Genomic DNA, 14,298 nt, shown 5'->3' on the forward strand with positions numbered 1-14,298 from the left:
CGAAGGCGTGCCCGTTGTCTCAAGCCGAATCGGGCTAGACCTTACCGGCGGTCCCGGTCGTCGTCATCGTTGTCGTTCTTGGCGCTGCCCTTGTACTTCTTCCCCTTGTGCGACCAGTCCTTGTCCTTGTCGTGGTCGTGCGTGGAGTTGCTGCAGTCGTCGTCGTTGCCACGCTTCTTCGTCACCTGGATGGTCACGCGCTCGGTGTGGCTCGCGATGCCGCTGGTGCTTCGGGCGACGTAGTAGAACGTGTCGGTGCCGGTGAACCCGGCGGCCGGCACGTATACGAAGGAGCCGTCAGCAGCGAGGGTCACGGTGCCGTGCGACGGGTTGCTCCACAGCTCGATGGTGGTGGGCGTCTTCCCGTCGTTCCTCCGCACGCCAGACTTGGCGGTGAGGGTCAGGGTCGTGTCCTGCTTCATCGAGTAGTTGTCCTTGTTGGTCTTCGGCGTCCCGGCCGCGCACACCACGTCGTCATCGTCGTCGTGGTCGTTGTCGTCGTTGTCGTGATCGTTGTCGTCGTTGTCGTGGTGGTCGCCGTCGCGATCGTGGTCGCAGCCATCGCCCTTGCGGTGGCCGTTGCGGCCCTTGTCGTGATCGTCGCCATCACCCGTGTAGTGGTGGTGATGCTTCTTGCCCTTCGGCGGGCACGGCGTGGAGATGGTGATCACCACCGTAGCGGTGTTGCTGAGGCCACCGAAGCCGTCGTTCAGTTGGTAGGTGAACGAGTCGGTGCCGTAGTAGTTGCCGAGCGGCAGATACGTGAAGCTGCCGTCGACCTGCGGCGTCACCGTGCCGTGAGACGTCGCGGAGATCATTGCGACGGTGAAGCTGTCATTGTCCCCGTCGGAGTCGTTGGTCTTGACCCCCGGAGCGGCAATCGTCAGCGTGGTATTCCACTGACCCGTGTAAGCATCGTTCACTGCCACTGGCGCCACGTTGGTTAGTGTGATGGTGCCGTTCGTGATCGAGACGCTGTAGTTCCCGAGCTTGCCGTTCGGGTCGTTCAGCGCCGCCACAATCAGGTACGGCCCCGGGATGTTAGTGGCGGCCGTGGTGTAGAACGCCGTGATGCCATCTCCAGGCATGACACCGGTCAACGTGCCATCGAGCAGCGGGTTGGGCGCGGTGTGCGAGCGCACCTTGTCGTTGGTCGTCACGCTCAGCGCCGCCGGCGTGATCGCGAAGCTACCGGTGTCGGAGCTGGGTGCGTAGTTGCCGTCGCCCGGATAGTTCGCGCTCGCGCCCGCCGTTCCAACGTTCGTGTGGTTGGAGTGGGTCACCGGCGTCACGGCCTGGTTGAGACCACCTGGACCGGTGACCGTCGCCGTGCAGACTGCCTGCGGCGCGCCCGTGTAGGTCACGCTAACCGGGCAGCTCACCACCGTGATGGTCGCTGCCGGCGTGATCGCGAAGTTCTCCGTATCGGAGCTGGGCTGATAGTTGGTATCGCCCGGGTAGCTGGCACTAGCGCCCGCGGTCCCGACGTTCGTGTTGTCGGAGTAGTCGACCGGCGTGACCGCCTGGTTGAGACCACCTGGGCCCGTCACCACGGCCGAGCAGACCGTCTGCGGCGCGCCCGTGTAGCTGACACTCGCCGTGCAGGTCACCACCGTCACCGAAGGCGCCGGGGTAATGGCAAAGGTTTCGGTGTCGCTGCTGGCCGTGTGGTTCGCATCACCGACGTAGCTGGCGCTTGCCGTCGCCGTGCCGACGATGATGTTGTCGCTGTGGCTGACTGAGAGCACTTCGCTCAGCCCACCGACGCCCGTGACACTCGCGGTGCAGGCCTCAATCGCCGCGCCTGTGTAGACCGCGCTCGCCGGGCAGGTCACCACCGTCACCGTGGGCGCCGGGGTGATCTCAAACGTTTCGGTGTCGCCGCTGGCCGTGTGGTTCAGGTCACCGCCAAAGGCCGCACTCGCCGTCGCCGTGCCGACGTTGACGTTGTTGCTGTAGCCGACCGACAGCACGTCGTTCAGCCCACCCACGCCCGTGACGCTCGCGGTGCAGGCCTCAATCGCCGCGCCGGTGTAGGTCACGCTCGCCGGGCAGGTCACCACCGTCAGCGACGGCGCCGGGGTAATGGCAAACGTTTTGGTGTCGCCGCTGCCCGTGTGGTTCTGATCACCGCCGTAGCTCGCACTCGCGGTCGCCGTGCCGACGTTGACGTTGTCGCTGTAACTAACCGACAGCGCGGCGCTCAGCCCGCCTACGCCCGTGACGCTCGCGGAGCAGGCCTCAATCGGCGCGCCCGTATAGGTCGCGCTCGCCGGGCAGGTCACCACCGTCACCGAGGGCGCCAGCGTGATATTGGCAGTCGTGGCCATCACGGGGCCAATGTTGTAGTTGCCAGCATCGGTGCCTGTGAGGGTGAACCCAAGACCGGACACTGCGATGCCGTTGGCGACGTTTGCGTCGGCGAACGAGACGACAGCACCTGTGAAGGCGCAGGTCACATCGTCGCCGGCCAAGAAGCCCGCCAGGGTGCAGGACGTGACCGACGCGGCGGTGGTCCCGTCGAAGACCTTGTTGGCGGCGGTGAACGTCGCCGTGACCGTGATCGGCGTCCAGTTCGCTTCAACGATGTTGGACGAGAGGGTGCCGATGGTCGCCTGGATCTTGTCCTGACCCGCACCGCCCGTGTCGGTATACGTGAAGGTGGCGAGGCCGTTTGCGCCGGTCGTGTTGGTGCCGCTTTGGCCGGCGTTCGGGCCGGTCAGAATCGTGAAGGTGACCGTGGCGCCGGGCACCGGCGTGCCGCCCGTGCTCTCGGCCTTGGCCGTCACCGTGTGGGTGCCGCCGTAGAGGGCCGTGTTCGTGGCCGGGCTAAGGCCTACCGTAGAGAACTTATCTTCGTCGGGCAGCACCAGGGCCACCGGCGACAGGATCAGTTCCGCGATCGAGTTGCCAAAGTTTCCCTGCACGCCTGAGATCAGGTGCATGCTTGCCCAATTCCCGCCGGTCGTGGTGGTCGGGTTGGACTGGTTGTAGACCAGGTAGTCCTGATAGTCGGCATACCAGTCGTCTTCCACCCCCGTTGTGCCGAGGAACTTCCACGGACGCGTGCTGCGGTTGACGTTCGAGAGCGTGGTGACGCCCTGCAGCTTCAACCCTTTGAAGTTGTTGAACATCGCATAGCCGCAGCCGTGGTTGGCAGCGCACGACCAGGCCTGACCGCCGGTCCAGCGGAGGTTGATCCAGTTGACTACCGAGGGAGCCTTGATGGAGTCCCCGGTCCAGGCCATTCCCTGCAGCGGAATGCCACCCTTTTCGGTGGTCTGGTAACTCCCGGCATTCGGATTGCAGTCATCTCCGTAGTCCCAGCCGCCGTCGTTGTTCAAGTGGCAATTAAGCGCCCACTGGAATTCGGTCTTGACGAACGCCGGGACGGTCGCGCCGCCCGCCTCGGCTGCAAGGTACGCGAGAATGTCCCAGCCCACCGTGGACCCGTCGTGAACGGTCGAGTTGTAAGAATAGTACCAACTGCCTCGCCCATTGCCGCTGTCCCCCTGCCCCCACGACAGACCGTTGGTCAGGCGCTGCAGGATCTCGCCGAACGTCTTGCCGTTCGTATACCCCGCGACTTCTGTATTGACCCGATTGAGCGCGCCGCTTCCCGCGAGCGGCAGCATCGCGATGGCCGACGCATACCCCTCGGGGGAGGGCGCCTTCAGTGCGGTGGAATCGCCCGCAGCGACACCCAAACCGGCCACGCGCGGGTCGCCTGCCCCCTGGCTGCCGATCGAAAGTGTCGAGAGATTCGCGATCACGAAATTGAGCCCGCGACGGACGACGTACTTCTCGTACAACCCCGTGGGCGCGCTGCCGTTGTTGGGCAGTTTGTAGCCGTGGTTCTGGAACGCAAGAACGACCAGCGCCGTTTCTGCTGAGCCATAGCCGGCGTTGGTCCAGTAGCCCTGGGGGTTCGTGTCAAAAGTCGTCCGGTTGGCGTGGCTGTACCACATGTACCGCAGGCCATCCTGGATGGCCATGTTGATACCCAGGCTGCGATTGTTGTCACCTGTCGCGCCACCGGGAAGCAGCGCCGCGTCAAACACCTGCACATTAACCGTGGCAACCTCCAAACCGACGGTCAGCGTCGCCGTGAAGGTCCCCTGGTTCGCGTAGGTGTGGGCATAGGCCTTGTACGACCGGTCGGCGCCGGTGCAATTCTGGACCGGAGTGGCATCGCCAAAGTCGAGCGTGCAAGTAGCGGCGCTCGATTGCGTAGTGATACCCCACACCACAACGGGCACGCCCTTGCGCGCATCGCGCTTGGGCATCATCAGCGTGTCGGCGGATACAACGGGCGCCGCGGCGGCGAGCATGAACGCCGCCAGGCCGATCAGGCGCGCCAGGCGGGTGCTCAGGAACGATCGTGAAGTGGACATGGCAGTCTGGATGACCTTCATTAGTTGGTCCTCAGAATCAGGGTCGCCGGAACTTCCACGTCGGCGCCGTCCTGCGAGTACTTGACCGTGACCTGAATGGGGAGGGTACGCGAGGGCGTGGCTGAGGTGTCGAACACCCGCCGCTGGGAGTCACTGGTAGCCGAACCCTCGGGGGCCACGTCCCCGATCACGACTTCCGCACCGTCACTAAAAACCACCCGGACATTGGACGCTGACGTGCTGCCGCCGTTCGTCACCTGGATTGTGAACGTCGCATCTGCAAGGTTTTCCTGGACCAGGACTTCGCTGGCCACCATGGTGGCCGACAAGTCGTCTGACTTGGCGATGGCGGTAGTCATCGCTCCTGCAATGGCGAGCATTAACGCCAGGATTAGAACGGAGGTGCGACTCATGTGAGACTCCTGATGACAGAAACGGTCATTGCCAGACAAATACGTGAGGGACATCATCAGGGAGCAGGGTCGGAGGTGTCAAACAAAATGTATGCAACTTAAGCATTCGCTGATTAATGTTTGCACACAGTGCAGTTAAGTCTTTTGTTTACATTGGTTTATATTGACACTGGTCACGGCCTGCCAGGTGACGTCAGGGTCGGACAGAACAGACTTTGTCGCGTGCTCTAGCGTCAGGATCTGGTGTCATGACCAATTTGGTTGGGTCTAAAACATCGTCCGCGCGGGTTCAATTGAGGGTCGGTTAGAATTGCGCGGTGAATTCTTCGATCCGCCTACTCGGCTGCATTTGGTTCACCCTGGTTCTGAATGCAACGGCTGCCTCACCGTCACCCCAACCTTCGACGGCTCGCAGCCAGGTCGAAAAACTGGGCGAGCACACATATCGGGTGGGCGCATTGCTGGTCGATACCGCCAGGCGCGACGTCACCGTTCCCGGGACGCTGAATGACGTCACGACCGTCGAGTTCATCGCCAATGCGAAAGATGGGGCCAAGGCGTACGAAAGCGCCGTCACCCTGGATACGGATGCCATCAGCTTCAATGCCGCGTTGTTGCTGATCGGCCTCGACCCGGCTCGATCCCGGCCCTCCAAGGTGCAATTCGATCCCATCGCGCCCGAAGGCGACCCGGTGGAACTGTGGATTGACCTGCCCGGGGGCGACAAGACTCGTCGCGTCCAGATCGAGGAGATTCTGTTCGACCAGGGGACCAAGAAGACGATCCCGGCCGGTCCGTGGGTTTATGCGGGATCGACATTTGTCACGACCAGCGATGGTCCGAAGTTCCTTGCCGAGGCTGATGGCGTGCTAATCGGCCTGATGCATGGTCCATCGGCCATCATCGACAACCCTCGTAACGATCTGCTCGGCCGGTTTGGCGCCATCATACTGAATCCGAAGCTGGTCAAGGCCGGCATGAACGTGTCGTTGACCATCCGGGCGCTGCCGCTGCCGGGACGCCCGAAACCAAAATAGAATTTTCCCGTCCCTGTCCTTTGAGGTCTCGAATGAAACGCCTATTTTTTGTCGCGCTGTGCCTTCCGTTTGTCGGCGCAATGCCAATCGCCGCCGATCAAGTCCAGCCCGCCGCCAAGCCGGCCGGCCCCGCCTTCAGCGCCGAGACGCGGCAGCAGCTGATCGCCAGCCTGAACCGCGGCGCCGAGTACGTGCGCAAGGCGCAGAAGCCGGACGGCACCTGGGAGAATCACCCGGGCGTCACCGCCATGGTCGCCGCCGCCCTGCTCCGGCAGACCGGCGTGCCGCGCGAGAAATCGCTGCAGACCACGGGCAAGACTCTCGACTACCTGAAGTCGCTGGCCAAGCCCGACGGCGGCATCTACGAGAAGATGATCCCGCACTACATCACGGCGGTGTCGGTGCAGGCGCTGGCCGCCGGCGGCCGCGCCGGAGACAAGGCCATCATCGAGAGGGCGCGCGCCTATCTCGCCGACCATCTGCTGGACGAAGGCGAAGGCATCCAGAAGAACGACAAGTTCTACGGCGGCATGGGCTACGGCGGCACCAGCGACGGCGGCATCGCCGACATCATCAGCCTCGAGTACGGCTTGCGCGCCATGAAGGAAGCGGAGCTGCCGGCCGACGATCCGGCCTGGCAGAAGGCCATCACCTTCCTGCAGCGCACACAGAACCACAGGGAAACCAACGACCAGTCGTGGTCCACCAACGACGGTGGCTTCGTCTACTACCCCGGCTACAGCCAGGTTGACGCCACCACGCAGTCGTACGGCAGCGGCACCTACGCCGGCCTGATGAGCTACGCGTGGGCCAACCTGCAGAAGAACGATCGCCGCGTGCAGAACGCGCTGAAGTGGATCTCGGCCAACTACACCGTGGACGAGAACCCCGGCATCGGCACCAAGGCGCTCTACTACTACTACATGGTGTTCGCCAAGGCGCTACAGGCGATGGGCGACCCGGTCGTGGTTGACGCCAAGGGCGTCGCGCATAACTGGCGCGAAGACCTCGCGAAGAAGCTGATCGCGCTGCAGCATCCCGAAGGCTTCTGGGTCAACGAAAACCCCGCGGAGATGCAGGGCAACCCGGTGCTCGTCACCAGCTTCACGATGATGGCGATCGAGGCGATCCTCCAGTAACCTGTCCTGAGCGAGCCGAATGGCGAGTCGAGGGATGAGTCGTACGATCGCGCTCATCGCGATCGTGGCCGGCGTCGTCATCGGCTCCAAGTTGCTGGTCGAGAACATTCTCGGCATCAACCTGGAGCCGTGGGCGCGCTCGTGGGTCGAACACGCCGGTCCCGCGGGCGCCGCCACCATCGTCGGCCTGCTCGCGGCCGACGTGTTCCTGCCCATCCCGTCCAGCTTCGTCATGGTCCTCAGCGGCGCCGCCTTCGGCGTGGGGTGGGGCGCGCTGCTCGCCTTTGCCGGATCGATTGGCGGCGAGTGGCTCGGGTTCGAGCTGGCGCGCCGCTACGGCACCGGCTTGTCGTCACGGTTCGTCGGCGATGCGAATGAAGTTGAGCGGCTCAACCAGATCCTGCTGAAGCACGGCGCCGCGGCGGTCGTCGTGACGCGCGCGCTCCCGGTGGTGATGGAAACCATGAGCGTGGTCGCCGGCCTGTCAACCATGCGCCGCCGCACGTTCCTGGTGGCGTCGGCGATTGGGACGGCGCCAATCGTGCTCGTCTACGCCTATGCCGGCGCGATGTCGCGCGAGACCGGTAGCCTCGTGCCGGCCATCGTGATCCTGGTCGCGGTGGCCGCGGCCGGGTGGGTCTGGTACCGCGCGCGGATACAGTAAGTCCGCCTGAAGGCGGACGCCACATTTACTCCGAAGGGGCCTTCTTGCGGAGCGTGGCGCGGTTGACGCCCAACAGTTCCGAGGCCTTCACCTGGTTGCCGTTGGTGATGGCCAGCGCCTCCTTCACCAGTGCCGTCTCCACCGCCTCCACAATCTGATGGAACAGGCGATTGGATTGCGGCGAATCCACCAGCCGTTCCTGCAGCGCCGCGCGCACCGCGCGGTCGAGCCCTGAGGCGCCGTCGGTGCCGGCCTGGAACACCGAGTCGGTGAGGAAGGCGATGTCGTTCGAGGTGATGATGTCGCCGCCGGCCAGGATGGCGGCGCGGGTCAGCACGCGCTCCAGCTCGCCGCTGTTCCCGGGCCAGCGATGTTCCTGCAACCGCTTCAGGGCCTGCTCATCCACCCCTTTGATCGATCGATTCAGCTTGGCGTTGATCGAACCGATGAAATGCCGAATCAGCATCGGCAGGTCGTCGCGGCGCTCTCGCAAGGGCGGGATGTGGATGGTGATCAGCGAGATCACGTCGTAGAGCCCGCGGTTGAAGTGGCCGGCCGCGACTTCCGCGGCCAGGTCGGCCGAGGTGGACGCCAGCACGCGCGCCCGGATGCGTTCGGTGGACCGCGCGCGGTCGCTGTCGGTCAGCGCCCGGGCCAGCCGCGCCTGCAGGGCGGCCGGCATCGCCTCGATGTTCGAGAGGTGGAGCGTGCCCGTGGCGCCGGAGAACAACGCGCTCTCGAGCGCCGCCACCGGAATGGTGCAGTTCACCCGCACCAGGGGCTCGTGCCGCCGCTCGCTGCTGTCGTGGAGCATGGCCACGGCTAGGCTCTTGCCGGTGCCGTGCTCGCCCACGAACAGGGCCGGCACGTCGTTCTTCGCCAGCCGGCCGATCATCTTGTAGAGCTCGGCCATCGCCGGCGTATCGCCGACGAGCCGCGGCACCACCGGTTCCGACGGTTCGGCGTCGCCGGCAACCGGCTGGCCGGCGGCCAGGGCGCGGGCAATCAGCCGGCGCAGCGCGTCGAGGCTGGGCGGCTTGGTGATGTAGTCGAACGCGCCGGCCTTCATGGCGTCGATCGAGGTCTGGCTGGTGCCGTATCCCGTCATCATCACCACGCACAGGCCCTGGTACTTCGCCTGCACCCGGTCGAGGGCCTGCAGCCCATCCACCCCTGGCATGCGGATGTCCATCAGCACGAGGTCGGGGCGGCGCTCGTCGATCGCGGCCAGCCCGTCGGCGGCGTTGCTCGCCACGCGGCACGCGTGGCCTTCGATCTCGAGGAACCGGCGCAACGCGCCCGCCACGGACGCGTCGTCGTCGACTACGAGGATGTCAGCCATGATTGGATGCGCCGAGGGGCAAGGTCATCATCGCACGCGTGCCCCGCGGTTGACGAGGCGTGAGGGCAATGCGGCCGCCGTGGCTTTCGACAACGGCCTTGGCATTGACGAGGCCGAGGCCGACGCCGCCGGGCTTCGACGAGACAAACGGGTCGAAGACGCGGTCCATGATCTCGGGGTCGATACCTTCGCCGTCATCGTCGATCTCGATCACCACATGGTCCCCGGTGGCGCGCGTCCTGATGTCAAGGACTCCGCCGTTGGGCATGGCATCCCCGGCGTTGCTGATCACGTTGAGCAGGGCCTGCGACAACCGCTCGGGGTCGATGTTGACCAGCGGCAACCGGGCCGGCAGGTCCAACTGGACCGCGACCTTGCGGTGCAGCAGCCGGGCGTCGAGCTGGCGGAGCACGGTACGGATGAGCGCGTTCAGGTCGGCGGGCATGCGCCGGATCTCGCCCGGCCGCGCCAGCTCGATCAGGTCGCGAATCACCGACTCGAGCTGGCTGATGTCGTCGAGCACGGCGCCCACGAGCGTGCCGCTGCGCGCGTCGCCCTTGACGCGCGACTCGAGCAGCTGCGCTTGGATCTTCATCGAGGCGAGCGGGTTGCGAATGTCGTGCGCAACCCGGGCGGCGAGCAGACCGGCGAGCGCGAGCTTCTCGGACCGCACCAGCGCGGATTGCGACGCGTCCAGCTGATCCAGCATCTCGTTGAACGCCTGCCCCAACCGCCCCACTTCGTCGGTCCCGGCGCGGGCGCGGCCGCGGCCGCCGCCGGCGACGTTGTGGGTGAAGGTCACCAACTGCTCGAGCGGCGCGGTGACGCGCCTGGCCACCACCTGGCTGATGAGGACGAGCCCGGCGAGGCTCGTCAGCGCGGTCAACAGGATGGTGCGCGCCACGGTGCGAATGGCGGCGGCGGCTTCGGTGGTCTCGACGATCACGGCCACCAGCACGCCGGGCCGGTCCGACACCGGGCGGTAGGCGGCGTAGCACGGGGCATCGCAGTCCAGCGCGTGCACGAGGCCCGCCACCCCGGCGGCGCGGGCGGCGCGGGCGTCTTCGCCGGACGTGACGGTGCGAATCAACCGGTCGCGAGCGGGGTCGATGGTCGTGGAGAGGACCGCACCGCCGTCATCAAAGGCGACGACGTCGGCGCCGGTGATGGCCTTGACGCTGCGAAGAATGGCGGGGTTGAAGGCGAAGCCGCCACGGCTGATGACATCGGCGGTGTTGAGGATTTGTGACTGGATCCTGGCCTCGAAGGCGCGCGACACCACGAGGAGCGCCAGGAAGGCCGACGCGGAGGTGGCGACCAGCGCGACCACGGCGAACGGGATGACGATCCGATAATGCAGCCGGAGGCGCCATCCCATGGCTCAGAACCCGACAATCCGGTTGGCATAGGCGTCGTGAATGCCGCGGCTGGCGGTCACGAAGTCATGCGTCACCGCCGTGGCTGCCGGCGCGGCCAGCACCGCCTGGTGCTTGTCGAGCAGCCGCGCGAGGCTGACCCCCAGGAACTTGCCCTCGCCCTCGTAGATGTGGGTGGCGTGCTGCAGGCCGGCTTGGCTGGTTTCAAAGACCCCGCTCATCCGTTCGAGGGTGGCGGCACGCTCGAAGTTGAACGCGACGTATCCGCGGACGTCGGCGATCAGCGCCGCCAGCGGATCGGCCGGATCGAGCGAGGCCAGGGCCTGGTCGGCCGCCGGTTCCGCGGCGGTGCGCAGTGCGGCCGCCTCTTCGATCAGTCGCAGCCCGGCGGCGCGGTAGTCCGGCAGCAGGGGCGTGGACCGCAGGAAGAGCTCGTTGTGGAAGTGGTAGTTGTAGTTGCGGTCGAGCACGTAATAACCGTCGAGCAGCTTCTCCAGGCTCCTCGCATACATCGCGAGCGCGGTCTGCACGGCCTCCGCTTCAGCGGGCGCCGCGGCCGGACGCGCCGGCACCGCGATGGCCTCGAAGTTGAAGCCGGCGCCGGGCTGCGCCGGATCCATGTAGAAGCTGGGGCTGCCCTGATACGCACCCGGGCGATTCTTGAAACCGAGATAGAGGCCGCCCGAAATCACCACGCCGGCCACCAACGCCATCACGGCCGTCCGCTCGGCGCGGGAGCGCCCGGCGACCGGATCCGCGGGTGCCGCCGGCGGCTGGCGCCATGCATACAGGATCACGGCCAGGATCGTCACGACCAGCGTGATGATCATCAGCGTGCCCAGAAACAGGTTGGCGAGGATCATCTCCAGCGTCAACAGCGCCACCGCGAGCATCGCGGTCCGCTCGCGTCCAAGATCGCGCCACACCGTGTAGCGCGCGGCCATCACGATCACCGCCACGGGCATCGCGAAGATCGCCGCCAGCAGGATGTGGACGATCCAGCGCATGGCGTTGATCGGCAGGTTGTCGATGATCTGGTCGCCCTGCGTGATCACCGGGTAGAACAGCCAGGGCAACACCAGCGGCATCGACACCACCAGCCGCTGCCGGCGATAGAGGTAGACCCCGGCCAGCAGGATGAAACCAAGGCCGACCAGGCTCAGGTACTCGCCCTGATCGATCAGGTACTGGCCCTTGAAGCTGGTCTCGGTCACGGCCATCGCCAGCAGGATCGCCGCCATCGCGGCGGTGATCGCGATCAGCCAGGCCGGGGGGCGCACGGCGTTCATCACGGCTTGACCCCCAGGACCAGCGAATGCGGATTCGGCCGCGGCATGTCACGCACTTCGATGGCGCCGAATCCAGCCGCCGCCAGCCAGCGCTGCATCTCGGTCTTGGCGTGGGCGGAGCCGTGGGCGCTGGTCACCATCATGTTCAACGCGAACGAGGTCGTGAACGGCGGACTGTTCTTGTGGTCGTCGTCGAAGAACACGTCGCTGACAATCACCTGGCCGCCTGGCTCGAGCGCGGCGAAGGTCTTGGTGAGCAACAGCATCACGTTGTCCGGATTCTCGCGGTGCATCATGCCCGAAAGGAGGGCGACGTCGAAGCCCGAGCCGAACGGCGTCTTCAGGTAATCCCCGGGCAGCAGCGACACGCGGTCGGCGAAGCCGGCGGCGTCCACCAGCTCGCGCGTGACTTCGAGCACGCCGGGACGATCGAGCACGGTCGCGGTCAGGCCCGGTGTCCTCGCGCACAGCAGGACGGAATACGTGCCCGGGCCGCCGCCCACGTCGATCAAGCGCGTGCGGCCGGTCAGATCGACGATCTGCGACAACACCGATCCGATGCCCTTGGCGCGTTCGTGCATGGCCATGACGAAGGCGCGCGTCTTGGCCTGGTCTTCGCCGAGAATGGTCTCGGGCGGCATGGTCGGGCGGCCGGACTTCACCAGGCCGGTGAGCCCGCCCCAGGCGGGATAGAGGTCGCGCGCGTAGGTCAGCGCGCCGCCCAGGTATGCTGGACGGCCGCGGACCAGGAACGTCTCGGCCGTCGGCGTGTTGACGAAGCGGTTGCCGTCACGTGTCAGCAGGCCGGCATCCACACACGATTCGAGCACCAGGCGCAACGGCTCCTGCTGAGCGCCCGACTTCGTGGCCAGTTCTTCGGCGGTGAGGGCGCCGCCGGCCAGGGCGGAAAACACGTCGAGCTCGGACGCGGCGAAGAAGATGGCGGACGACCGATACGCGATGGCTAACTGGGTAATGAGGCCGGGATTGGGGGCGTTCTGCGACGGATTCATGTAGCAGGAATAGTAACCCTTCCGGTACAGTCATTGGGTCAGTTACCCATCCCCTCATGTTGACGGTCGTTGAACGCATCCTTGCATCCGCGCTGCGCCAGGGCGCCACTCCCGAAGCCGCGGCGTGGCTCGCCCGCGGCCAGGCGCAGGCCGGCGACAGCTCGCTGCGGCCCCTGCTCGACGCCTACGCACGCGCCTCGCTCCACGCCGGCCGCGGATCACTGCCGATCGGCGCCGCCGGCCTGCAGCAATTGCGCGAGGCCGCACCGGGCGTGGGCTTCGAGCGGTGGACCCAGGACGATGCGGCGCGGGCGCTGTTGCTGATGGCCCGGCGCACCCTGGCGGGCGCCGGGCAGCCGTTCGTGGACGCCGCGCTCGCCTGCTTCGAAGAAGGCGACGCGCGCGAGCAACAGAGCTGGCTGCGGGCGCTGCCGTTGTGGCCGGAAGCCGGCCCGTTGCTGCCGCACGCCATCGAGGCGTGCCGCAGCAACATCATCCCCGTGTTCGAATCGCTGGCCTGCGAGAACCCCTACCCGGCGGCGCATTTCCCCGAGCGCAACTTCAACCAGATGGTGCTGAAGGCGCTGTTCAATTCGATTGCCCTCAGTCGAGTGGCTGGCCTGCCCTCGCGGTTGAACCCCGAACTGTCACGCATGGCGCGCGACTACGCCGCCGAGCGCACCGCCGCCGGCCGCACGGTGCCGGCCGACATCGGGATGGCCCTCCACGACCTGGCCCAGGAGCCTTCATGAAGATTTTCGACCCGCACATCCACATGACGTCGCGCTCGACCGACGATTACGAAGCCATGGCCAAGGCCGGCATTCTCGCCATCGTCGAGCCGGCGTTCTGGCTGGGACAGCCGCGCACGCAGGCCGGCAGCTTCGTGGACTATTTCAACAGCCTGCTCGGCTGGGAACGCTTCCGCGCCTCGCAGTTCGGCATCCGCCACTTCTGCACCATCGGCCTCAACCCCAAGGAAGCCAACAACCCGAAGCTGTCGGACGAAGTGCTGGCGTTGCTCCCGCGCTTCCTGGCGAAAGACGGCGTCGTCGCGGTTGGCGAGATCGGGTTCGATGACCAGACCGACGCCGAGGAGGCAGTGCTGGCGCGACAAATCGAACTGGCCGCCGAGTTCTCGCTGCCGGTCCTCATTCACACGCCGCATCGTGACAAGAAACGCGGCACGCAGCGCACCATCGAGGTGGTGCGCAAGCTCGGGTTTCCGGAGGAGCGCGTGCTGATCGATCACAACAACGAAGAGACGCTGCCCCTGGTCCTGGAAACCAAATGCTGGGCCGGGCACACCCTCTACCCGAACACCAAGATGGACGAGCTGCGCATGGCCGCGCTCGTGAAGAAGTACGGCACCGACCGCATCATCGTCAACAGCGCCGCCGACTGGGGCATCAGCGATCCGCTCAAGGTGCCCAAGACGATCGCGGTGATGCAGGAGCAGGGTATTCCCGACGATGCGATCCAGCGGATCGTGTGGGACAACCCGGTGGCGTTCTTCGCGCAGAGCGGCCGGCTCGACGTCGCCGACCTCGAACAGCGGCCGGCCATCGACCGCGGGCAGAAGTTCGAGACCAACTCGGTGTTGCGCGGGGACCAGCGGTAGGCTGGCCCGC

11 protein-coding genes are annotated in these 14,298 nt (G+C 66.0%); 5 read left to right on the forward strand and 6 right to left on the reverse strand.

All coding sequences use genetic code 11. The features are described from left to right. Nucleotides 1–41: 41 nt before the first annotated feature. A complete protein-coding gene (locus tag WC815_16755; GenBank protein ID MFA5910435.1) occupies nucleotides 42–4,394 on the reverse strand; it encodes an Ig-like domain-containing protein in 4,353 nt (1,450 codons plus the stop codon). 20 nt (nucleotides 4,395–4,414) lie between these two features. Beyond that, the gene (locus tag WC815_16760) at nucleotides 4,415–4,807 is read right to left on the reverse strand and encodes a hypothetical protein (protein MFA5910436.1); all 393 of its coding nucleotides are present in this window, start codon (nucleotides 4,805–4,807) and stop codon (nucleotides 4,415–4,417) included. A 317-nt stretch (nucleotides 4,808–5,124) separates the two neighbouring features. Here WC815_16760 and WC815_16765 point away from each other — a divergent pair, with 317 nt between their 5' ends. From WC815_16765 to WC815_16775, 3 genes are read left to right on the forward strand one after another with little or no spacing between them, the layout of a single operon-like run. Continuing rightward, the gene (locus tag WC815_16765) at nucleotides 5,125–5,844 is read left to right on the forward strand and encodes a YdjY domain-containing protein (GenBank protein ID MFA5910437.1); all 720 of its coding nucleotides are present in this window, start codon (nucleotides 5,125–5,127) and stop codon (nucleotides 5,842–5,844) included. 32 nt (nucleotides 5,845–5,876) lie between these two features. Continuing rightward, a complete protein-coding gene (locus WC815_16770; GenBank protein ID MFA5910438.1) occupies nucleotides 5,877–6,983 on the forward strand; it encodes a prenyltransferase/squalene oxidase repeat-containing protein in 1,107 nt (368 codons plus the stop codon). A 34-nt stretch (nucleotides 6,984–7,017) separates the two neighbouring features. After that, nucleotides 7,018–7,647, forward strand: coding sequence for a VTT domain-containing protein (locus WC815_16775; GenBank protein ID MFA5910439.1), 630 nt, complete (start codon nucleotides 7,018–7,020; stop codon nucleotides 7,645–7,647). 25 nt (nucleotides 7,648–7,672) lie between these two features. On the opposite strand, the gene WC815_16780 is transcribed toward WC815_16775, so the two are convergent. From WC815_16780 to WC815_16795, 4 genes are read right to left on the reverse strand one after another with little or no spacing between them, the layout of a single operon-like run. Then, entirely contained in the window at nucleotides 7,673–8,989 is a 1,317-nt protein-coding gene (locus WC815_16780) for a sigma-54 dependent transcriptional regulator (GenBank protein MFA5910440.1), read from the reverse strand. Further along, the gene (locus tag WC815_16785) at nucleotides 8,982–10,367 is read right to left on the reverse strand and encodes an ATP-binding protein (GenBank protein MFA5910441.1); all 1,386 of its coding nucleotides are present in this window, start codon (nucleotides 10,365–10,367) and stop codon (nucleotides 8,982–8,984) included. Before WC815_16785 ends, WC815_16780 begins: the two co-directional genes overlap by 8 nt. Before the next feature lie 3 nt (nucleotides 10,368–10,370). Continuing rightward, nucleotides 10,371–11,645 (reverse strand): hypothetical protein, encoded by a 1,275-nt coding sequence (locus WC815_16790; protein MFA5910442.1) that lies wholly within the window; start codon nucleotides 11,643–11,645, stop codon nucleotides 10,371–10,373. 8 nt (nucleotides 11,646–11,653) lie between these two features. Next, entirely contained in the window at nucleotides 11,654–12,667 is a 1,014-nt protein-coding gene (locus tag WC815_16795; GenBank protein ID MFA5910443.1) for a methyltransferase, read from the reverse strand. A gap of 56 nt (nucleotides 12,668–12,723) precedes the next feature. On the opposite strand from WC815_16795, the gene WC815_16800 reads away from it, so the two are divergent. Continuing rightward, a complete protein-coding gene (locus WC815_16800) occupies nucleotides 12,724–13,419 on the forward strand; it encodes an EboA domain-containing protein (protein ID MFA5910444.1) in 696 nt (231 codons plus the stop codon). Then, nucleotides 13,416–14,288: a TatD family hydrolase gene (locus WC815_16805; GenBank protein MFA5910445.1), complete on the forward strand. Its 873-nt coding sequence runs from the start codon at nucleotides 13,416–13,418 to the stop codon at nucleotides 14,286–14,288. Before WC815_16800 ends, WC815_16805 begins: the two co-directional genes overlap by 4 nt. The last annotated feature ends 10 nt before the right edge of the window (nucleotides 14,289–14,298 follow it).

Source organism: Vicinamibacterales bacterium (genome assembly GCA_041659285.1).
Classification (GTDB): Bacteria; Acidobacteriota; Vicinamibacteria; order Vicinamibacterales; family UBA2999; genus 12-FULL-67-14b.

Bases quoted from the DNA above. Each gene is read 5' to 3' on its own strand.
- WC815_16795 (MFA5910443.1), bottom strand. From the start codon at position 12,667: ATGAATCCGTCGCAGAACGCCCCCAATCCCGGCCTCATTACCCAGTTA.
- WC815_16805 (MFA5910445.1), top strand. From the start codon at position 13,416: ATGAAGATTTTCGACCCGCACATCCACATGACGTCGCGCTCGACCGAC.
- WC815_16785 (MFA5910441.1), bottom strand. From the start codon at position 10,367: ATGGGATGGCGCCTCCGGCTGCATTATCGGATCGTCATCCCGTTCGCC.
- WC815_16770 (MFA5910438.1), top strand. From the start codon at position 5,877: ATGAAACGCCTATTTTTTGTCGCGCTGTGCCTTCCGTTTGTCGGCGCA.
- WC815_16760 (MFA5910436.1), bottom strand. From the start codon at position 4,807: ATGAGTCGCACCTCCGTTCTAATCCTGGCGTTAATGCTCGCCATTGCA.
- WC815_16775 (MFA5910439.1), top strand. From the start codon at position 7,018: ATGAGTCGTACGATCGCGCTCATCGCGATCGTGGCCGGCGTCGTCATC.
- WC815_16755 (MFA5910435.1), bottom strand. From the start codon at position 4,394: ATGTCCACTTCACGATCGTTCCTGAGCACCCGCCTGGCGCGCCTGATC.
- WC815_16800 (MFA5910444.1), top strand. From the start codon at position 12,724: ATGTTGACGGTCGTTGAACGCATCCTTGCATCCGCGCTGCGCCAGGGC.
- WC815_16780 (MFA5910440.1), bottom strand. From the start codon at position 8,989: ATGGCTGACATCCTCGTAGTCGACGACGACGCGTCCGTGGCGGGCGCG.